General features: G+C 56.6%; 18 protein-coding genes and 5 tRNA genes. 5 read left to right on the top strand and 18 right to left on the bottom strand.

All coding sequences use genetic code 11. The annotated features are described in order from the left end of the window. Positions 1-207: 207 nt before the first annotated feature. The 11 genes from AB4O41_RS26495 to AB4O41_RS26445 all read right to left on the bottom strand — a co-directional run bounded on the left by AB4O41_RS26495 (position 208) and on the right by AB4O41_RS26445 (position 9,694). Positions 208-2,079: a SurA N-terminal domain-containing protein gene (locus AB4O41_RS26495; protein ID WP_460145304.1), complete on the bottom strand. Its 1,872-nt coding sequence runs from the start codon at positions 2,077-2,079 to the stop codon at positions 208-210. Between the two features lie 102 nt (positions 2,080-2,181). Then, a tRNA-Asp gene (locus tag AB4O41_RS26490) sits at positions 2,182-2,258 on the bottom strand. Between the two features lie 53 nt (positions 2,259-2,311). After that, positions 2,312-2,584, bottom strand: coding sequence for an HU family DNA-binding protein (locus AB4O41_RS26485; protein ID WP_002552737.1), 273 nt, complete (start codon positions 2,582-2,584; stop codon positions 2,312-2,314). A gap of 149 nt (positions 2,585-2,733) precedes the next feature. Next, a complete protein-coding gene (gene lon, locus AB4O41_RS26480; RefSeq protein WP_007901802.1) occupies positions 2,734-5,130 on the bottom strand; it encodes an endopeptidase La in 2,397 nt (798 codons plus the stop codon). 263 nt (positions 5,131-5,393) lie between these two features. Next, on the bottom strand, positions 5,394-6,677 hold the full coding sequence (clpX, locus tag AB4O41_RS26475; RefSeq protein WP_007946893.1) for an ATP-dependent Clp protease ATP-binding subunit ClpX: 1,284 nt from the start codon (positions 6,675-6,677) through the stop codon (positions 5,394-5,396). A gap of 112 nt (positions 6,678-6,789) precedes the next feature. Continuing rightward, positions 6,790-7,425, bottom strand: coding sequence for an ATP-dependent Clp endopeptidase proteolytic subunit ClpP (gene clpP, locus AB4O41_RS26470; RefSeq protein WP_007901795.1), 636 nt, complete (start codon positions 7,423-7,425; stop codon positions 6,790-6,792). A 93-nt stretch (positions 7,426-7,518) separates the two neighbouring features. Continuing rightward, positions 7,519-8,829: a trigger factor gene (gene tig / locus AB4O41_RS26465; protein WP_052967287.1), complete on the bottom strand. Its 1,311-nt coding sequence runs from the start codon at positions 8,827-8,829 to the stop codon at positions 7,519-7,521. Between the two features lie 386 nt (positions 8,830-9,215). Further along, positions 9,216-9,291, bottom strand: a tRNA-His gene (locus AB4O41_RS26460). Between the two features lie 75 nt (positions 9,292-9,366). Beyond that, positions 9,367-9,451: transfer RNA gene (locus AB4O41_RS26455), tRNA-Leu, on the bottom strand. A 58-nt stretch (positions 9,452-9,509) separates the two neighbouring features. Next, positions 9,510-9,585, bottom strand: a tRNA-His gene (locus AB4O41_RS26450). A 32-nt stretch (positions 9,586-9,617) separates the two neighbouring features. Next, positions 9,618-9,694 (bottom strand) — tRNA-Arg (locus tag AB4O41_RS26445). 274 nt (positions 9,695-9,968) lie between these two features. Here AB4O41_RS26445 and folD point away from each other — a divergent pair. Beyond that, complete coding sequence (gene folD, locus AB4O41_RS26440) at positions 9,969-10,823, top strand: bifunctional methylenetetrahydrofolate dehydrogenase/methenyltetrahydrofolate cyclohydrolase FolD (protein WP_460145303.1); 855 nt, start codon at positions 9,969-9,971, stop codon at positions 10,821-10,823. Between the two features lie 273 nt (positions 10,824-11,096). Next, positions 11,097-12,035, top strand: coding sequence for a D-alanyl-D-alanine endopeptidase (gene pbpG / locus AB4O41_RS26435; RefSeq protein ID WP_460145302.1), 939 nt, complete (start codon positions 11,097-11,099; stop codon positions 12,033-12,035). A 55-nt stretch (positions 12,036-12,090) separates the two neighbouring features. Here pbpG and AB4O41_RS26430 read toward each other — a convergent pair whose 3' ends face one another. From AB4O41_RS26430 to AB4O41_RS26420, 3 genes are all read right to left on the bottom strand, one after another. Next, complete coding sequence (locus tag AB4O41_RS26430; protein WP_460145301.1) at positions 12,091-12,315, bottom strand: hypothetical protein; 225 nt, start codon at positions 12,313-12,315, stop codon at positions 12,091-12,093. A gap of 12 nt (positions 12,316-12,327) precedes the next feature. Next, positions 12,328-12,543, bottom strand: a complete 216-nt coding sequence (locus tag AB4O41_RS26425; protein ID WP_367374881.1) for a DUF6021 family protein — start codon at positions 12,541-12,543, stop codon at positions 12,328-12,330. A 93-nt stretch (positions 12,544-12,636) separates the two neighbouring features. Beyond that, the gene (locus tag AB4O41_RS26420; protein WP_460145300.1) at positions 12,637-13,365 is read right to left on the bottom strand and encodes a cysteine peptidase family C39 domain-containing protein; all 729 of its coding nucleotides are present in this window, start codon (positions 13,363-13,365) and stop codon (positions 12,637-12,639) included. Positions 13,366-13,547: 182 nt separating this feature from the next. Here AB4O41_RS26420 and AB4O41_RS26415 point away from each other — a divergent pair, with 182 nt between their 5' ends. Next, positions 13,548-13,706, top strand: coding sequence for a hypothetical protein (locus AB4O41_RS26415; RefSeq protein WP_460148461.1), 159 nt, complete (start codon positions 13,548-13,550; stop codon positions 13,704-13,706). Between the two features lie 81 nt (positions 13,707-13,787). Here the strand turns inward: AB4O41_RS26415 and AB4O41_RS26410 are convergent, their stop codons facing one another. Next, positions 13,788-14,537, bottom strand: a complete 750-nt coding sequence (locus AB4O41_RS26410) for a TerC family protein (RefSeq protein ID WP_123357534.1) — start codon at positions 14,535-14,537, stop codon at positions 13,788-13,790. Between the two features lie 28 nt (positions 14,538-14,565). Further along, positions 14,566-14,808: a hypothetical protein gene (locus tag AB4O41_RS26405; RefSeq protein ID WP_460145299.1), complete on the bottom strand. Its 243-nt coding sequence runs from the start codon at positions 14,806-14,808 to the stop codon at positions 14,566-14,568. Between the two features lie 180 nt (positions 14,809-14,988). Here AB4O41_RS26405 and nhaR point away from each other — a divergent pair, with 180 nt between their 5' ends. After that, positions 14,989-15,888: a transcriptional activator NhaR gene (gene nhaR / locus AB4O41_RS26400; RefSeq protein WP_460145298.1), complete on the top strand. Its 900-nt coding sequence runs from the start codon at positions 14,989-14,991 to the stop codon at positions 15,886-15,888. A gap of 4 nt (positions 15,889-15,892) precedes the next feature. Here the strand turns inward: nhaR and AB4O41_RS26395 are convergent, their stop codons facing one another. Continuing rightward, a complete protein-coding gene (locus tag AB4O41_RS26395; protein WP_052967280.1) occupies positions 15,893-17,047 on the bottom strand; it encodes an MFS transporter in 1,155 nt (384 codons plus the stop codon). 330 nt (positions 17,048-17,377) lie between these two features. Between AB4O41_RS26395 and sstT the strand changes: the two genes are divergently transcribed. After that, the gene (sstT, locus tag AB4O41_RS26390; protein WP_460145297.1) at positions 17,378-18,619 is read left to right on the top strand and encodes a serine/threonine transporter SstT; all 1,242 of its coding nucleotides are present in this window, start codon (positions 17,378-17,380) and stop codon (positions 18,617-18,619) included. A gap of 159 nt (positions 18,620-18,778) precedes the next feature. Here the strand turns inward: sstT and AB4O41_RS26385 are convergent, their stop codons facing one another. After that, positions 18,779-19,288, bottom strand: a complete 510-nt coding sequence (locus AB4O41_RS26385; protein ID WP_007901777.1) for a DUF1993 domain-containing protein — start codon at positions 19,286-19,288, stop codon at positions 18,779-18,781. Between the last annotated feature and the right edge of the window lie 65 nt (positions 19,289-19,353).

Raw genomic sequence — 19,353 nt, 5'->3', positions numbered from 1 at the left:
TCGGGGCGTATTGTGCAACAGATCGATGCTTAGCGTCGCACCGTTTAGTGTCTTGAAACAGTTACAAGTCTACTGACTGTTACTGACAGGAAAAAGTCGCGCGGTAAATAAGCAGGCGACGGGTAGCTCATGCCGTTTTTGTTTCACCCATAAAAAACCCCAGCCTTTCGGCCGGGGTCTTGGTGTCGCGCAAAGCTCAGTCAAGCATCAGAAACGCTTGATCTCAGCCTCGCTTTCCAACAGTTTGCGGTAGGCCGCAAAGTCTTGCTGGCCAATGCGCGAGGCGAGGAAGCGACGGTATTGAGCCTTCTCTTCTTCGGTCGGTGCCGCAGCTTCGTTCACGCCGTTCAGACGCACGATCACCAGGCTACCATCGGCCAGGGTCACGCTGCTGAAGGTCGGCTTGTCTTTGGCAACCGGTTTCGGCATGCGGAACAGCGCTTGCAGCACAGTTGGGTCGACCCCTTCCTGAGCGCGAGTCGCAGCTTGAGTCACTTTCCAGTTCTGGCCGTCGATCGCCTTGTCCAGTGCAGTCTTGCCATCGCGCAGGCTGACGATCAGTTGATCAGCCTTGGTCTTGGCGGCAGCACTGGCATGCTCCTTGGTCAGTTGCGCACGGATGCTGGCAGCCACGCTTTCCAGCGGCAGCTGCTCAGGCTTGCGGTGCTCCTTGGCGCGCAGAACGATCACGGTTTCCGGGTCCAGCTCGATGGCGGTGCTGTTGGCACCCTCATCCAGCACTTCAGGACTGAACGCAGCAGTCACCACGGCACGGTTGGCAGCAACACCTTCGCCACCTTCACGGCCAAATGGCGCGGAGGTGTGGACGGTCAGCTTCAGGTCCTGTGCTGGCTGGGCCAGATCGGAGGCCTCGAACGAAGAGTCTTCCAACTGCTTGGTCGCCTCGACGAAACGCTGCTCGACCTGCTGGGTTTTCAGCTCGCGGGTCAGCTTGTCTTTCAGGCTTGCAAACGTCGGCACTTCAGGGGCTTCAACGCCCAGCAGCTTGATCAGGTGGAAACCGAAGTCAGTGCGAACCGGCTCCGAAACCTGATCCTTGGCCAACGAATACAGGGCTTTTTCAAACGCTGGATCATAGACGCCTGGACCTGCATAGCCGAGGTCACCGCCGTTGTTCGCCGAGCCTGGATCCTGGGAGAATTCCTTGGCCAGGGCCTCGAATTTCTCGCCTTTGGCCAAACGCGCCTGCACTTCTTCGATTTTGGCCTTGGCTTGCGCCTCGGTCACCTTATCGTTCACTTCGATCAGAATATGCGCAGCCCGGCGTTGCTCGGACAGGTTCGCGGTTTCTTTCTGATACGCCGCTTGCAGGTCTTCGTCCTTGACGCTGACCTGATCAAAGAAGGACGCCTTCTTCAATTCGAGGTAGTCGATGACCACCTGATCCGGCGTCATGAATTCTTTGGCGTGTTCGTCGTAGTAGGCTTTGACTTCGTCGTCAGTCAGTTTCACCGCAGCAGGATCTGCCTTGATGTTCAAGGTGGCGAAATCGCGGGTCTGTTTTTCCAGACGGGCGAAGGCCAGAACCTGTGCATCGGTGACAAAGCCGCTACCGGCCAAGCCAGCGCGCAGCTGACCGATCAGCATTTCCTGAGCCAGCATCTGGCGGAATTGCAGACGGCTATAGCCGAGCTGACGGATCACCTGATCGAAGCGCTCGGCGCTGAACTTGCCATCCACCTGGAATTCAGGCGTTTGCAGGATCACCTGATCCAAAGCCGCTTCAGAGAAAGCGAATTTCGATTTTTCTGCGCCTTGCAGCAGCAGTTTGCGATCGATCAGGCCTTTGAGGGCCGATTCGCGCAACATTTTCTCGTCGAGCAAGGAAGCATCGAAATCCTTGCCCAGCTGTTGCATGAGCTGACGGCGTTGCATATCGACCGCCTGGCTCAGCTCGTTCTGGCTGATTTCTTCGCCATTGACCTTGGCCGCATCATTGCTATGCGTCGTGGCCTTGAAAATGGCGTCGAAACCGGTCAAAGCCATCAATGCAACGATGACCCCGATAATGGTCTTGGCAATCCAGCCTTGTGAATTGTCCCTGATATTCTGCAGCATGCGTCCCCCAGAAACGGTTGAACTTCAAAATTAGGCAACCGTGGAGCGTGGGTAGAATCCGGATAGAAGAAAGGCGCATCCGAGGATGCGCCTTCTCGTAACTGGCGGAGCGGACGGGACTCGAACCCGCGACCCCCGGCGTGACAGGCCGGTATTCTAACCGACTGAACTACCGCTCCGCTGCCAAGTCAGGAATGACCCCGACCCGGATAGGCAAAAACCTGAATCGAACTTAGTTGACAGCTTCTTTCAGTGCTTTACCGGCTTTGAAACCTGGTTTTTTGGCGGCGGCGATTTCCAGCGTCTTACCGGTCTGTGGGTTACGACCAATGCGAGCTGGACGATCGGTCACGGAGAAGGTACCGAAACCAACCAGAACAACAGAGTCGCCAGCCTTGAGAGCGCCAGTGACGGATTCGATTACAGCGTCCAGCGCACGGCCAGCAGCAGCTTTCGGGATATCAGCGGATGCAGCGATAGCATCAATCAGTTCCGACTTGTTCACTCTAAGTCCCCTTATATCTATTTGAGTTTGATTCTAAGTTTTTTGGTGAAAGCAAAAAAACGAGTGCTGAATGGCCTACAGACACTTAAGAGCCGCTTTATAACAAGGGCTCTAAAAAACTGTCAACAAGCCCCCCAGGCAAATGCGTACTAATGCGTGCTAATTCTTTCCTTAGAGTCAGACTCGCGTTTTTCATCCTTTGCAACGATCTCCGGAACCACATCCGGCAAGGGCTCCGGCGCGTATTGCAGCGCAATTTGCAGGACCTCGTCAATCCATTTAACTGGTTTAATCTGTAGATCTTGCTTGATATTGTCAGGAATTTCCTTCAGATCGCGTACGTTCTCTTCAGGAATGATCACCGTCTTGATTCCGCCACGGTGAGCAGCCAGCAGTTTTTCTTTCAAACCACCGATCGCCAGCACCTGACCACGCAAGGTGATTTCGCCGGTCATGGCAACATCTGCGCGCACAGGAATGCCAGTCAATGCTGACACCAGGGCCGTGCACATGCCTACACCGGCGCTAGGGCCATCTTTCGGCGTTGCCCCTTCAGGCATATGGATATGCGTGTCGCGCTTCTCGTGGAAGTCCAGAGGAATTCCCAGGCTCTTGGCACGACTACGGACAACGGTCAGGGCTGCGGTGATCGATTCGACCATCACGTCACCCAGGGAACCCGTCTTGATCAACTGGCCTTTACCCGGTACGACTGCGGCTTCGATGGTCAGCAATTCGCCGCCCACCTGAGTCCATGCCAGGCCTGTTACCTGGCCGATCTGATCTTGCGACTCAGCCAGACCGTAACGGAATTTACGCACGCCCAGGAAGTGCTCGAGCATGTCGGCGGTAACCTTCACCGAGAAGCGTTTTTCCATCGCGTGCTCTTTGACCGCCTTGCGGCAAACCTTGGCAATCTGGCGCTCCAACCCACGTACACCGGCTTCGCGGGTGTAGTAGCGGATAATGTCGCGAATCGCTTCGGCGTCGAATTCCAATTCGCCCTTCTTCAGCCCGTTGGCCGTAATCTGTTTCGGCGAAAGGTATTTGACGGCGATATTGATCTTCTCGTCTTCGGTGTAACCCGGCAGACGAATCACTTCCATCCGGTCCAGCAGTGCTGGCGGAATGTTCATCGAGTTGGAGGTGCAAAGGAACATCACATCGGACAGGTCGTAGTCGACTTCCAGATAGTGATCGTTGAAGTTGTGGTTCTGCTCGGGATCGAGCACTTCCAGCAACGCCGACGCCGGATCGCCACGCATGTCGCTGCCCATTTTGTCGATTTCATCGAGCAGGAACAGCGGGTTGCGGACGCCCACTTTTGTCATCTTTTGAATCAATCTTCCTGGCATCGAACCGATATAAGTCCGGCGATGACCACGAATTTCCGCCTCATCGCGCACACCACCGAGGGCCATGCGGACGAATTTGCGGTTGGTAGCGTGAGCGATCGACTCCGCCAGAGAGGTTTTACCCACCCCAGGAGGACCGACCAGGCACAGCACCGGGCCACGAATCTTCTTCACGCGCTTCTGCACGGCGAGGTATTCGAGGATCCGCTCTTTGACTTCTTCCAGACCATAGTGGTCGGCGTCGAGAATATCTTCGGCACGAGCGAGGTCCAGACGCACCTTGCTCTGGGCCTTCCACGGCACCTGAACCAGCCAGTCGATGTACGAACGCACCACCGTCGCTTCCGCAGACATTGGCGACATTTGCTTGAGCTTGTTCAGTTCGGCCTGAGCCTTGGCCAACGCGTCTTTCGGCAGACCAGCGGCATCGATACGCTTTTTCAGCTCTTCGATTTCGTTGTGGCCTTCGTCGCTGTCGCCCAGCTCTTTCTGAATGGCCTTCATCTGCTCATTCAGGTAGTACTCGCGCTGGCTGCGCTCCATTTGCTTTTTAACGCGGCCGCGAATGCGTTTTTCGACTTGCAGCAGATCGATCTCGGCATCCAGCAACGCCAGAACGTGCTCGACCCGGGCCGATAAATCGATGATTTCGAGGATTTCCTGCTTCTGCTCGATCTTCAGGGCCATGTGCGCGGCCATGGTGTCAACCAGGCGACCCGGCTCGTCGATGCTGTTAAGCGACGACAGGACTTCAGCGGGGACTTTCTTGCCCAGCTGCACATATTGTTCGAACTGAGCCAGCAGGCTGCGGACAAACACCTCCGACTCGCGCTCAGGCGCGTCGACTTCATCGATCAGCGATACTTCGGCACGGCAATGGCCGTCGACTTCGCTGAAGCGCTCCACGGCGCCCCGCTGCTCGCCTTCGACAAGAACCTTGACCGTGCCGTCAGGCAGCTTGAGCAGCTGCAGAACGGTAGCGATGGTACCTACGCGATAAAGTGCTTCTTCACCGGGATCGTCGTCAGCAGGATTTCGCTGAGCCAGCAGAAGGATCTGCTTATCGCCCGTCATCGCTGCCTCGAGGGCTTCGATGGATTTCTCGCGCCCCACGAACAGCGGGATAACCATGTGCGGATAAACCACGACATCACGCAATGGCAGGAGAGGCAATTCGATGGTTGTCTTCATGATTTCGCCTCTACGGCGGCCATAAGGCCGTAAACAGATGGATGTAAGCTTGAAACCAAGATGGGGGCTGCTTTCAAAAAAAACAAGCGGATAAAAGAACCACTTTAAAGATCGCCGCTTACGGTAGCGCCTGCATGGGTCCGGATACATCCAAAAAGCCCGGATGTCATACCGCCTTCGCAGCGGCGCGGCGATCCGACAAGCCAGCTCCCACAATAGCAAAGGGGCCCGAAGGCCCCTTCTTTATTTCAGCAGTGTGACGCTTAGGCGTCCGGCGCTGCCTTGGCAGCCGGCTCACTGTTTTCGTAGATATACAGTGGCTTGGACTTACCTTCTATAACGCTTTCATCGATCACTACTTTACTCACCTCGGACTGCGAGGGGATTTCATACATAGTGTCGAGCAATACACCTTCGAGGATCGAACGCAGTCCACGGGCACCGGTTTTGCGTTCCAGAGCACGTTTGGCGACCGATTTCAGCGCGTCGGCCCGGAATTCCAGGTCCACGCCTTCCATCTCGAACAGCTTGGCATACTGCTTGGTCAGAGCATTTTTCGGCTCGGTGAGAATCTGCATCAACGCAGCCTCATCAAGCTCGTCCAGCGTGGCAAGTACCGGCAGACGACCGACGAACTCCGGGATCAGACCGAACTTGACCAAATCGTCAGGTTCGACTTCACGCAGGGACTCACCGACTTTCTTGCCTTCTTCCTTGCTGCGAACTTCCGCGTTGAAACCGATGCCGCCCTTGGTGGAACGGTTTTGAATAACCTTTTCCAGACCGGAGAACGCACCACCACAGATGAACAGGATGTTACGGGTGTCGACCTGAAGGAATTCCTGCTGCGGATGCTTGCGACCACCCTGAGGTGGAACGGAAGCGACCGTGCCTTCGATCAACTTGAGCAGGGCCTGCTGCACGCCTTCACCGGAAACGTCCCGGGTGATCGACGGGTTGTCAGACTTGCGCGAGATTTTGTCGATCTCATCGATGTAGACAATGCCCATCTGGGCTTTTTCTACATCGTAATCGCACTTCTGCAGCAGCTTCTGAATGATGTTCTCGACATCTTCACCGACATAACCCGCCTCGGTGAGGGTGGTTGCGTCGGCGATGGTGAACGGAACGTTCAGCAAGCGGGCGAGTGTTTCGGCAAGCAGGGTTTTACCCGAGCCTGTCGGGCCGATCAGCAAGATGTTGCTCTTGCCGAGCTCGACGTCGTCATTCTTTTTGTCACGCTGGTTCAGGCGCTTGTAGTGGTTGTACACCGCTACGGCCAGAACCTTTTTCGCACGTTCCTGACCAATCACGTACTGATCAAGGATGCCGCTGATTTCTTTAGGCGAAGGCAATTTATGCGCGCTGCTTTCGGCCTGGGCTTCCTGCACCTCCTCACGGATGATGTCATTGCACAGGTCGACGCACTCGTCGCAGATAAAGACCGAGGGGCCGGCAATCAATTTGCGTACTTCATGCTGGCTTTTGCCACAGAAGGAGCAATAGAGCAGCTTGCCGTTGTCCTCGCCGTTGCGGGTGTCAGTCATTCGTTCGATCCAAATCCGATAGGCTTGCAACACAAGATGAAGGCTATTGCGGGCTTTTTCAAGCCCGCTGGTGATCGGACCCGCCGACCAACCTTATTTTGAGCTGCTTATTTTAAGCGGGGCGCTGATTGATCACTTCATCGATCAACCCGTATTCACGCGCTGCTTCTGCACTCATGAAATTATCGCGGTTGGTATCGCGCTCGATTTCTTCAAGAGTGCGCCCGCTATGCTTGGCCATCAGCGTGTTGAGGCGCTCACGAATGAAAAGGATTTCCTTGGCATGGATTTCGATATCCGAAGCCTGGCCCTGGAAACCGCCCAGTGGCTGGTGAATCATCACACGCGAGTTCGGCAGGCAGTAACGCTTGCCCTGGGCACCGGCCGTCAGTAGAAACGCACCCATGCTGCACGCTTGACCGATACAGGTGGTCGACACGTTTGGCTTGATGAACTGCATGGTGTCGTAGATCGACATGCCCGCCGTCACCGAACCGCCCGGCGAGTTGATATAGAGATGGATGTCCTTGTCCGGGTTTTCCGCTTCAAGGAACAGCAGTTGCGCACAGATCAGGTTGGCCATGTAGTCCTCTACCGGACCAACCAGAAAGATCACTCGCTCCTTGAGAAGGCGCGAGTAGATGTCATAGGCGCGTTCGCCACGAGCAGACTGCTCGACAACCATCGGGACCAGGCCGCCTGCGGCCTGGATATCAGAGTTCTGCTGAATATACGAATTACGGAACATGCTCTGCAGTCACTCCCAAATAGTTATGTCTTGAATACGCATAAGCCAGCACGAAGGCTGGCTTATGGTGTGTGCTTCTTACCGCAAAAACAATCAGTCGGCTTGTGGAGCTTCTACCGGCTTGACCGCTTCTTCGTAAGAGACCGATTTGTCGGTCACGCTAGCTTTCTGCAGAACAGTATCCACAACTTGCTCTTCCAGCACAACCGAACGGACTTCGTTCAATTGCTGGTCGTTCTTGTAGTACCAAGACACAACCTGCTCAGGCTCCTGGTAAGCCGAAGCCATTTCCTGAATCATCTCGCGAACGCGGGCTTCGTCAGGCTTGAGGTCGAATTGCTTGACCACTTCAGCCACGATCAGACCCAGCACAACGCGGCGCTTGGCTTGTTCTTCGAACAGCTCGGCCGGCAGTTGGTCAGGCTTGATGTTGCCGCCGAACTGCTGAACAGCCTGCACGCGCAGACGGTCGACTTCGTTGGACAGCAGAGCCTTTGGCACTTCGATCGGGTTGGTGGCCAGCAGACCGTCCATAACCTGATTCTTGACCTTGGATTTGATCGCCTGACGCAGTTCGCGCTCCATATTCTTGCGAACTTCGGTGCGGAAGCCTTCCAGACCGGTTTCCTTGATGCCGAATTGAGCGAAGAACTCTTCGGTCAGCTCAGGCAGTTTAGGCTCGGAAACGGTGTTCACGGTCACGGTGAACTCAGCGGCTTTGCCTGCCAGGTCGAGGTTCTGATAGTCCTCTGGGAAGGTCAGGTTCAGAACGCGCTCTTCGCCGGCTTTAGCGCCAACCAGACCGTCTTCGAAGCCAGGGATCATGCGGCCGGAACCCAGTACCAGCTGAGTGCCTTTGGCGGAACCGCCAGCGAACACTTCACCGTCGACTTTGCCGACGAAATCGATGTTCAGCTGGTCTTCGTTCTGAGCAGCGCGATCGGCAACTTCGAAACGGGTGTTCTGCTTGCGCAGGATTTCCAGCATCTTGTCCAGATCAGCATCAGCCACGTCAGCGCTCAGGCGCTCAACGGTGATACCTTCGAAACCGGCAACGGTGAACTCTGGGAACACTTCGAAAATTGCGACGTATTCCAGGTCCTTGCCTGCTTCCATCGATTTAGGCTCGATCGAAGGAGCGCCAGCCGGGTTCAGCTTCTGCTCAACAACAGCTTCATAGAAAGAAGACTGGATCACATCGCCCACGGCTTCTTGACGTGCATCAGCACCGAAACGGCGCTTGATTTCACTCATTGGCACTTTGCCTGGACGGAAGCCAGCGATCTTGGCCTTTTGGGCAGTCTGCTGCAGACGCTTGTTGACCTGAGTCTCGATGCGCTCAGCTGGCACGGTGATGCTCATGCGGCGCTCAAGAGCAGAAGTATTTTCAACAGAAACTTGCATGGATATTCCTCGTTGCACAGACGTTAGCCGGCCGTTTCCGACCCCAGAATCAAGGGCATGCATTCTAGTGGGTCAAACTCAAGAAGTCACCCTACTGAAAACGGGTAAAAAAGCAGCAGGCAATTTATAGGCGGGGACAAACGGTTGTGCCTCGCCCTGTTAGCAAATACAGCCAGTCATGCCGGGGCTCTGCACCAACCCTTCTATATATAGAAGAGACTGCCAACAATCTCCCTGACAGCCGATCTTGCAAGCAAGGCCGGCGGGCAGCGCGGCATCATCGAGAAACATAAATACGACGAAACGCCCCGCCGCTGCGACCCAGAACCTGCGGCCACTGAAACAAAAAAGGCGCCAGACTGTTAAATCTGGCGCCTTTCGAAATATGGGGTGGACGATGGGGATCGAACCCACGACAACGGGAGTCACAATCCCGTGCTCTACCAACTGAGCTACGCCCACCATATTGCGTTACAAAGAATGAACAACTTCTTTGTTGAACCCCAATCATGCCACTGGCATGAGCGAAGCTTTATTTGGTGCGGATGAAGAGACTCGAACTCTTACGCCTCGCGGCGCTGGAACCTAAATCCAGTGTGTCTACCAATTCCACCACATCCGCGGATTGAAGCTGTTAAAGCAAAGGCGCCAGACCGTTAAATCTGGCGCCTTTCGAAATATGGGGTGGACGATGGGGATCGAACCCACGACAACGGGAGTCACAATCCCGTGCTCTACCAACTGAGCTACGCCCACCATATCGCGCTACTTGTGCCAAAGCTGCCTAATGGCGCACCCGGCAGGACTCGAACCTGCGACCATCCGCTTAGAAGGCGGATGCTCTATCCAACTGAGCTACGGGCGCCTTGTTAGCTGTAACCTTGAAGGACTACAAACTAAGTGCTTTTCAGTCTTGCAGAACTTTGATTCCGCTCGACCTTCTCAACCAGTGCTAGGCTGTGCCCGACAAGTGCGACGAATAGTATAGAGCCCCCTAGAGGGCGTCAAATCCTTTTTATAAAAAATTCATTTAATTAAAGGGGTTAGGGGAATTTGCAGACCAAGCGCCTTTGCCCTCACCTCATGACATGCGAGAATGCGCTCTCTTTTTTTCCCCTCTCGATGGTTAATCACGCGCAATGACTGCACAACTAATCGACGGCAAATCGATCGCCGCCAGCCTGCGCCAGCAGATCGCCAAACGAGTCGCCGAGCGTCGCCAGCAAGGCTTGCGCACACCCGGCCTCGCGGTGATCCTGGTCGGCAGCGATCCTGCCTCTCAGGTTTATGTCTCGCACAAGCGTAAAGACTGTGAAGAGGTCGGCTTCCTTTCCCAAGCCTATGACCTGCCTGCCGAAACCACTCAAGAAGCACTGACCGACCTGATCGATCGCCTGAACGACGACCCGGCGATTGACGGCGTTCTGCTTCAGCTGCCTCTACCTGAACACCTGGACGCTTCCAAATTGCTGGAGCGCATTCGTCCTGACAAGGACGTCGATGGATTTCATCCTTATAACGTCGGCCGTCTGGCCCAGCGCATTCCGCTGCTGCGCCCGTGCACACCTAAAGGCATCATGACGTTGCTGGAAAGCACCGGCGCTGATCTATACGGGATGGACGCGGTCATTGTCGGGGCGTCCAACATCGTTGGACGTCCAATGGCGATGGAATTGCTGCTGGCCGGTTGCACCGTGACCGTTACCCACCGTTTCACCAAGGACCTGGCGGGCCATGTCGGTCGCGCCGACCTGGTGGTGGTTGCCGCCGGCAAGCCGGGTCTGGTCAAAGGTGAATGGATCAAGGAAGGCGCGATCGTGATCGACGTCGGCATCAATCGTCAGGAAGACGGCAAGCTGGTCGGTGACGTGACCTACGAAACCGCCCTGCCCCGTGCAGGATGGATCACTCCGGTACCGGGCGGCGTTGGCCCGATGACCCGCGCTTGCTTGCTGGAGAACACGCTGTACGCCGCGGAAACACTGCACAGCTGAGTTCACGCTTGCTCGCAGCGCCGCCTAAAAGAACCCCGCCCATCGCGGGGTTTTTTTCGCCCGCAGAAAAAGCTCGACCATTGACTGATCAGAGATAGGGAAGCTGGAAAGCCAGGATTGATACAAAATTGGTACAGCATTAAAAATAATTCATCTTTGGCCCTTTGTTTACAGGCGCCTATGGCTTTCCTGGCACATACTCCTAAAATGCGTCGTTTTTTAAGAAACAGCCCGTTACAGAACGGCATATCCACCCTTTATGAGTCCACCAGCGTGAAAATCCGTCTTTCAATCCTGAGCTTGTTTTTTGCGTTTACAGGGACTTTCACTACGCAAACGGTCAACGCCGCTGAAACCATCGAGGCGCCCCGAAACATTTCACAACTGAAGATCGCTTCCGGCAGTGCCTTGCTGATGGATATGCAAACCAACAAAGTCATTTATGCCAGCAACCCTGACGTCGTCGTGCCAATCGCGTCCGTCAGCAAACTGATGACTGGTCTGGTGGTGGTAGAAGCCCGACAAAATATGGACGAGTTCCTTTCCGTCAACATCAGCGACACACCGGAAATGAAAGGCGTGTTTTCCCGGGTCAAACTCAAAAGCGAATTGCCGCGCAGGGAGATGCTGCTGATTGCCCTGATGTCATCGGAAAACCGTGCTGCCGCGACGCTGGCCCATCACTATCCGGGCGGTTATGTCGCGTTCATTGCCGCCATGAACGCCAAAGCAAAAGCGTTGGGCATGACCAGCACCCACTTTGTCGAACCGACGGGCCTCTCCCCTCGCAACGTGTCCACCGCCCGGGACCTGAGCAAATTGCTGATCGCTGCGCACAAGTACCCGCTATTGACTGAGCTGAGCACCACCAAGGAAAAAACCGTTTCGTTCCGTAAACCCAACTACAGCCTGGGTTTCCACAATACCGACCATTTGATCAACAAGCCGAACTGGGACATCAAACTGACCAAGACCGGTTTCACCAACGAGGCAGGTCACTGCCTGGTGCTGGTCACCAGCATGGGTAATCGTCCGATGGCGCTAGTGATTCTCGATGCCTTCGGCAAATACACGCACTTTGCCGATGCCAGCCGTATTCGCAGCTGGGTCGAAACCGGCAAGAGCGCCGACGTGCCTTCCGTAGCGCTACAGTACAAATCTGAAAAGAACCTCAAGCATCGCCAAAGCGGCGTGGTTGAAGCCTCGAAATAAAGTCGAAACGCCTCCAAAAGAAAGCCCCGAATGTTCGGGGCTTTTTTTTCCCGGATTAATCATTGGGCAACGGCATCTGATCGTCATCCGGGATGCCATCCCCGGTACTCGGGTCCTTCCAGCCCTGCGGATGCTTCGTCGGCACCACTGTCGGTCTGGCCAACGGGTCCCTTAACGGGCTGTCCGGATCCATCACCGGATCCAGATCTTCTTCTGGGGTTGTTGGAACACTATCTGGAGGATCCGGACGTTTGTCGTCGAAGCTCGAATCAGTAGACATATGCACCTCTGACTAGGACTTGGGTTTCAGATCGCCAAGTGGATCGTAAGGCTTGGCCGGTGCCTTCTTGCCCTCCTCACCCGGTTTTACATCCCTGGGCGCCTTGGCGGGTCCGATGGGATCGACCTGAGGATCGGCGACGTCAGGAGAATCGGGGTCGAACCCCAACTCATTATCGGACGAATGCTCAGACGAGTGCGGGCCGGTTGGGGTATTGGAATGTGCCATGGCGCCTCCTGATCATGGTCCCGGAAAAATCCGGGCCCTCTACCTGAGACTCCAGCATAGCGTGGCAGTGCCATGCCGATGACGAGCGGAAACTTACTTCGTGATCAACGCCTTCTTCGCCCTGGCTGCCGCCTGCTCCTGACCTGACTGGGCAAGATCGCTCGCCGCTTTCAGCCAGCGCAACTGATCGACATTGGCCGGAATCTGGTCCGGCTTCTGGATCAATACAGCCCAGCCACCGGCATTCTCGAACGCCGACTCAAAGGAGCCGAACCCCATCAGCAACCGACGATCCATCCCGGCACGCAGCAGCACAGTCTGCTTCTGACGGTTGTAACCGGCGAGAATGGCATACCGGGGCTCAGCCCAGAACGCCGAGCCTTCGGTGAAGCGCACCATCACCGGGTAACCGGCCGCGACTTGGGCCAGCAGCGCCGGCAAATGGCTGTCGAGGGGATAGACCACCATCCCGTACTCGCGCGCGAGGTTCTGCATGTTCTGCTGCAAGCGGTCTTCGGCACCCGGCAAATGCAGAGGTTTGTCGAGCAGCCCCGGGGTTATCACGATGCCTTGCTGGGACAGCAGGCTGGCCAGAACCTGAGGCCCGCTTTGATAACTTTGCCCACGGTAAAACGTACCGCTGAGTTCGACCCGCTCCGGCAGACGCTTGATTTCAGGCGCCACGCTCCCTGCACAGCCAGCAAGGCCGGCAACGCAGCCAACGATCAGCACTAAAGACCGAATTCGAGAAAATACCCGCACCATCATCACTCTCTTGTTCAAGCGCCAGGCATTCACACTCCCGGCTTGGCCGTCGATCATAGGATGCCGCGCGGCAGCGGTATAGCCTTAACCGGCAGTTGATTGCATTCGATAGAGCGAACTGGTTGGTGACAGGCGACCTTTGGTCAATTGCCTGAAATATTGCAGCGGCTAAACTGTCATTTACCAAGGAAGAGTGTGCGCCCGATGCAGGGCAAGAGGAGGCACTGATGAGCCTGACAATGACAATCGTAATGTTGATTTCCGGCTGGCTGGCCGTGGCCGCCGCCATGCTGTGGGGCGTTTTGCGCATTACCCGCCGGCACCATCACCACCCGGTTCAATCGACACCTGTGGCGAAAACCGATCAGCCGGCTGCACACCCCGCTACCGCGCACTGACTGGCGCACTTTTCAATCGTACAAACAAAAACGGCCGCCAGGACTCTTTCGAGTTCAGGCGGCCGTTTCGTTTAACGAAGGTTAAGCTTCGGCGGCGATGCGCTTCTGCCTGGCCCGACGCGACAGCATGTTCAAGCCTTCGATCGTGGCCGAGAACGCCATGGCCGCGTAGACGTAGCCTTTCGGTACGTGGGCGCCAAAACCTTCGGCGATCAGCGTCATGCCGATCATGATCAGGAAGCCCAGCGCCAGCATCACCACCGTCGGGTTGTCGTTGATGAACTTGGCCAGAGGGTCAGCCGCCAGCAACATCACCAGTACCGACACCACCACCGCAATAATCATGATCGGCAAATGCTCGGTCATGCCGACAGCGGTAATGATGCTGTCGATGGAGAACACCATGTCCAGCAGCAGGATCTGACCGATCGCTGCGGCAAAGCCCAGGGTCACGGTCGAGGTGGCCGACGTCGGATCATCCGGCGCCGGGTCCATGCTGTGATGAATCTCGGTGGTCGCCTTCCATAACAGGAACAGGCCACCCGCGATGAGGATCATGTCCTTCCAGGAGAACGCCTGGCCGAGAATCTCGATCACCGGCTCCGTCAGCTGGACGATGAATGCGATGGTGCTCAACAGTGCCAGGCGCAGGATCAACGCCATGCCGATACCGATGCGCCGCGCCTTCTGGCGATGCTGTTCGGGCAGCTTGTTGGTGAGGATCGAAATGAAGATCAGGTTATCGATGCCGAGCACGATTTCCATCACCACCAGCGTGGCCAGGGCGACCCAGGCAGTGGGGCTTGCAGCAAGTTCTAAAAGGTATTCCATGGGTCAGTCCTGACTCGTTGTAGACGGTTTAGATTTCCTGGGGCGACGATTCGGATTTGTCCGACTCTTTAGCCGTTTGTTCTTTCTTGCTGATCAAACCGCCCGAGGCATCGCTGAGCGCTTGCTCGGCCGCTTTGTGGGTATCGTCAATCGCCTGTTTGGCGGTTTCGGCAGCCTTGCCCATCAATTGCTGAGCGCTTTTCTCGGCCTGGTCGCAACCGGCCAGCACCAGTAAAGACGTGATGAGCAATGCCGTGGTTTTAAGCTTCATGATGCTTTCCTCGATAAAACAGACAGAACCGAAAAGGCGATTCGTCGATAGCGAGGCATTCTAAGGAAGCAAACACTTCAGGAAAATTCGTATTTTTAGCGGTTATACTTCGGTTTTAACGAATCCAGACATCGTATTTGTATGTGCCTACGGATGATGTGAACAAAGGGTTTCACCAACATGTTGAATTATCGACAGCTGCATTACTTCTGGGTGGTGGCCAAAACCGGCAGCATCGTGCGCGCCTGCGAGCAGTTGAACCTGACGCCACAGACCATCAGCGGGCAGATTTCCCTGCTTGAGCAAACCTATGGTATCGAGTTGTTTCGCCGGGTCGGCCGGCAGCTGGAACTCACCGAAGCCGGGCGTCAGACCCTGCCCTATGCCGAGCAGATGTTTCAACTCGGCGGCGAATTGGAGTTGATGCTGCGGGCGCAGCCCAATGAGCAACAGATTCTGTTTCGGGTGGGCGTCGCCGACGTGGTACCTAAATCCATCGTCTATCGCCTGATCGCGCCGACCATGGAGTTGAGCGAACCGCTGCGTATCACCTGTCGCGAAGACAAACTGGAACGCTTGCTTGCCGACCTGGCGATTCAGCGCCTCGATTTGGTGATTTCCGACAGCCCGATGCCCTCGCATCTGGACATCAAGGGCTACAGCCAGAAACTCGGCGAATGCGGCATCAGCTTCTTCGCCACAGCCGAACTGGCGGCGCGATATGGCCAGGACTTCCCCCGCAGCCTGCACGGCGCGCCACTGCTGATTCCCGGGCCGGAAACCGTGGTACGCAGTCGCCTGCAACGCTGGTTTGCCGAACAGCAAATTCAGCCGCGAATTGTCGGCGAGTTCGACGACAGCGCCTTGATGCAGGCTTTCGGACAATCCGGCAGCGGGATATTCATCGGCCCGAGCGTGATTGCCGACGAATTGAAACGCCAATGCGGCGTGGAGTTGATCGGCCAGACCGACGCCGTGCGCGAGTCGTTCTACGCCATCTCGGTGGAACGCAAGGTCAAGCACCCCGGCATTGTCGCCATTACCGAAGGTGCTCGCCGCGAGCTGTTCACCGCGATGTGAGGTGTCAGGCGCAGATTTCGCGAGGTTTAAAGGTCATCAGCGCCATCGCCAACAGGATCGAGACAAGGATAAAACCGGCCGCCGCGAAACCCAGGCCGCCCAGGCCAACACTGTCGATCACCCGCCCACCGACCATCGCGCCCAGACCGATTCCGAGGTTGGCCCCGGCAATGTTCAGCGATGCAGCAAAGGCCGGAGCCTCAGGCGCAGCCTTCATCAGGCGCACGTGGCTGACCAGGAATAGCGCGGCCTGAGTCACGCCCCATATCCCCATCGCTGCCGCCAGACCGAGGGGTGAATGAATGTTCGGCACCAAGGCCACCATGCCGGCGATCATGAAGGCACAGAACGTCACTGAAGCGATCAGCGGATGCCGATCCACCGCGCGACCGCCCAATGAATTGCCGATCAAGCCGACCGCGCCGAAGCCCATCAGGCACCAGCCAACCACCGTGCCGTTGAAACCGGCCAGCCGCTCAAGAATGTCCGCCAGGTAGGTATAAGCGGTGAACATGCCACTGAACACCAGGATCGATAACAGCACATGCCCCAGCATCAACGGGCTACGCAGGATTCTGAACTGCGAACGGAAGCTCACTTGATGTTGGTGCAGGTTGGTTTTCGGCAGGTAGATAAACAGCAGCAACGCCTTGGCAAACGCGATCACCGCCAGAATGCCGAAGGCGCTGCGCCAGCCGAACGCATCGGAAATCAACGTCCCCACCGGAATGCCGAACACCGTGGCGCAAACAATGCCGAAACCGATCTTGGAGATGGCCCGTCCGGCGTAGTCCGGCCCGACGATGTCCACTGCGGTTTCACTGGCCAACGCCCAGAACACCGGCAGCCCCAGCGCCGGAATCAATCGCGCGATGGCCATCACCCCGATGTTCGGCGCCAGTGCCGCCAATGTATTGGCCAAGCCGAACATGATCAGCACGCTGATGAACAGTTTGCGCCGCTCAAATCTGGCGAAATACGCCGTCAGGAATGGCCCGAACGCGGCCACGGTAAAGGCGAACAGGGTCACCAGCAAACCCGCTTGAGGGATGCTGACGTCCAGATCACGGGCGATTGCCGGCAACAGGCCGACGATGATGAATTCCGTGGTCAGCACCGTAAAACCGGCGGCGGACAACAGAAGAATGGGCAACAGCATGCAGAACTCCAGGAAAACGACGACACCAGCGATAGCCCGAAGGCTCACTGGCAGAACTTGAAAATGAGGATGGCGAAGCTTAACAGAGTGCTTCCGGACGAGGTTGCACGAACCTGCAAATCGCGTTGAGCCATCGGGTGGCAGATCGTCACAGGTCTGAAGGATCACGCCTACGCTGTGATAAAGTCCGCGGCCTGCGGTACTTGTACTTTGCTCATCGGCCATTCATTGGCATTGATGTAGCGACCCTTCGGTTCCCTCCATGTGGCCTGCCCGGCTTTTTGCTGCATGAGCAGAACCCTGCACCCTAATAAAATCAGAGATGCCGTTATGACCGCTTCATCCCCTTCTCTCTTGCAACGCCTGAAACGCAGCAGCCTGGTCACGCAAATCATCATCGGCCTGATCGCCGGGATTGCCTTGGCATTGTTCGCGCCTGAGCTGGCCAAGTCCACCGCCTTCATTGGCAAAGTGTTCGTGTCGGCGCTCAAGGCTGTCGCGCCGATTCTGGTGTTCGTGCTGGTCATGGCCTCGATTGCCAACCATAAGCACGGCCAGGAAACCCATATCCGGCCGATTCTGTTTCTGTATTTGCTGGGCACCTTTGGGGCCGCCGTGGTGGCGGTGGTCGCCAGTACGCTGTTTCCGTCGAGTCTGGTGCTAGCTACCCAAGATGTTGCGGTGACCGCACCGGGCGGCATCAGCGAAGTGCTGCAAAGTCTGCTGCTCAGCGTGGTCGATAACCCGGTCAGCGCGTTGATGAACGCTAACTTCATCGGCATTCTCGCTTGGGCCATCGGCATGGGTATCGCGATTCGCCATGCCGGCGAGACGACGCGCGAAGTACTTGGCGATCTGTCCAATGGCGTGACCTTGATCGTGCGTTTGGTGATCCGCTTTGCACCGCTGGGGATCTTCGGCCTGGTGGCGTCGACCCTCGCCACCTCCGGTTTCGGTGCCTTGATCGGTTACATGCATCTGCTGGCCGTGTTGCTGGGCTGCATGCTCTTCGTGGCGCTGGTGATGAACCCGGCCATTGTGTTCTGGAAGCTGCGTCGCAACCCGTACCCGCTGGTACTCACTTGCCTGCGCGAGAGCGGCATCACTGCCTTCTTCACCCGCAGTTCGGCGGCGAACATTCCGGTCAACCTGGAGTTGAGCAAGCGTCTGGGCCTGCACGAAGACACCTATTCGGTGTCGATCCCGCTCGGCGCCACCATCAACATGGCCGGCGCCGCAATTACCATCACCGTGCTGACCCTGGCTGCCGTGCACACTCTGGGCATCGCCGTGGATATTCCGACGGCCATCCTGCTCAGCATCGTCGCGGCGATCTGTGCCTGTGGCGCCTCGGGCGTGGCCGGTGGTTCGCTGTTGCTGATTCCGCTGGCATGCAGTCTGTTCGGCATCCCGAGCGAAATCGCCATGCAAGTGGTAGCGGTCGGTTTCATTATCGGTGTGTTGCAGGACTCGGCGGAAACCGCGCTGAACTCCTCCACCGACGTGCTGTTCACCGCGGCTGCGTGCCAGAGTGAGGAACAGAAAACCCAGAAAGCCCAACGTTTGGCATAACAAAGCACACCTGTAGGAGCCAGGCTTGCCGGCGAAGGCGTACTTGAGATCGCCTTCGCCGGCAAGTCGGATCGCCGCACCGCTGGCTCCTACAGAAGGCAAAACGAAAAAGCCCGCCAAGGCGTAAACCTTGGCGGGCTTTTTTTGCATCTGGACGGTTTAGAACGCGCCCATGTAATCACGCTTGCCCACTTCCACGCCGTTGTGGCGCAGCAGTGCATAAGCGGTGGTCACGTGGAAGAAGAACTGCGGCAAACCGTAGCTCAGCAGATAAGCCTGGCCAGTGAAGCGCTTCTCTTTAGGGGTGCCTGGACGGGTAACGATCTCGATGCCTTCCTTGCCGTCGATCTGCTCGGGTTTGATCTCGCCGATGAAGGCCAGGACCTTGGCGATCAGCGCTTGCAGCTCGGCGAAGGTGGTTTCGGTGTCGTCATATTTCGGCAGTTCGACTTCAGCCAGACGCGCCGAAACGCCTTTGGCGAAATCAACGGCGATCTGCACCTGACGCACCAGCGGGAACATGTCCGGGTACAGACGGGCTTGCAGGAATGCGTTCGGGTCGATGTTTTTCGCGGTAGCGTGGGCTTCGGCCTTGCTCAGGTTGTTGCTCAGGGCATTGAGCATTTGCTGGAAAACCGGAACGGAAGCGGCGTACAGGGAAATAGTCATGATGGTCTCGTGTGGTGACAGGAGTAAAAACGTGGAACGATTATAGCCGTGCCCGACCGCCCTGC

It is taken from the genome of Pseudomonas sp. S2_A02 (assembly GCF_054668495.1).
This window is presented reverse-complemented; position numbering and strand designations above follow the sequence as displayed.

Coding starts and splice junctions, on each gene's coding strand:
- AB4O41_RS26495 (WP_460145304.1), bottom strand. CDS start 2,079: ATGCTGCAGAATATCAGGGACAATTCACAAGGCTGGATTGCCAAGACC.
- lon (WP_007901802.1), bottom strand. CDS start 5,130: ATGAAGACAACCATCGAATTGCCTCTCCTGCCATTGCGTGATGTCGTG.
- clpX (WP_007946893.1), bottom strand. CDS start 6,677: ATGACTGACACCCGCAACGGCGAGGACAACGGCAAGCTGCTCTATTGC.
- clpP (WP_007901795.1), bottom strand. CDS start 7,425: ATGTTCCGTAATTCGTATATTCAGCAGAACTCTGATATCCAGGCCGCA.
- tig (WP_052967287.1), bottom strand. CDS start 8,829: ATGCAAGTTTCTGTTGAAAATACTTCTGCTCTTGAGCGCCGCATGAGC.
- folD (WP_460145303.1), top strand. CDS start 9,969: ATGACTGCACAACTAATCGACGGCAAATCGATCGCCGCCAGCCTGCGC.
- AB4O41_RS26430 (WP_460145301.1), bottom strand. CDS start 12,315: ATGTCTACTGATTCGAGCTTCGACGACAAACGTCCGGATCCTCCAGAT.
- AB4O41_RS26425 (WP_367374881.1), bottom strand. CDS start 12,543: ATGGCACATTCCAATACCCCAACCGGCCCGCACTCGTCTGAGCATTCG.
- AB4O41_RS26420 (WP_460145300.1), bottom strand. CDS start 13,365: ATGATCGACGGCCAAGCCGGGAGTGTGAATGCCTGGCGCTTGAACAAG.
- AB4O41_RS26415 (WP_460148461.1), top strand. CDS start 13,548: ATGACAATCGTAATGTTGATTTCCGGCTGGCTGGCCGTGGCCGCCGCC.
- AB4O41_RS26410 (WP_123357534.1), bottom strand. CDS start 14,537: ATGGAATACCTTTTAGAACTTGCTGCAAGCCCCACTGCCTGGGTCGCC.
- AB4O41_RS26405 (WP_460145299.1), bottom strand. CDS start 14,808: ATGAAGCTTAAAACCACGGCATTGCTCATCACGTCTTTACTGGTGCTG.
- nhaR (WP_460145298.1), top strand. CDS start 14,989: ATGTTGAATTATCGACAGCTGCATTACTTCTGGGTGGTGGCCAAAACC.
- AB4O41_RS26395 (WP_052967280.1), bottom strand. CDS start 17,047: ATGCTGTTGCCCATTCTTCTGTTGTCCGCCGCCGGTTTTACGGTGCTG.
- sstT (WP_460145297.1), top strand. CDS start 17,378: ATGACCGCTTCATCCCCTTCTCTCTTGCAACGCCTGAAACGCAGCAGC.
- AB4O41_RS26385 (WP_007901777.1), bottom strand. CDS start 19,288: ATGACTATTTCCCTGTACGCCGCTTCCGTTCCGGTTTTCCAGCAAATG.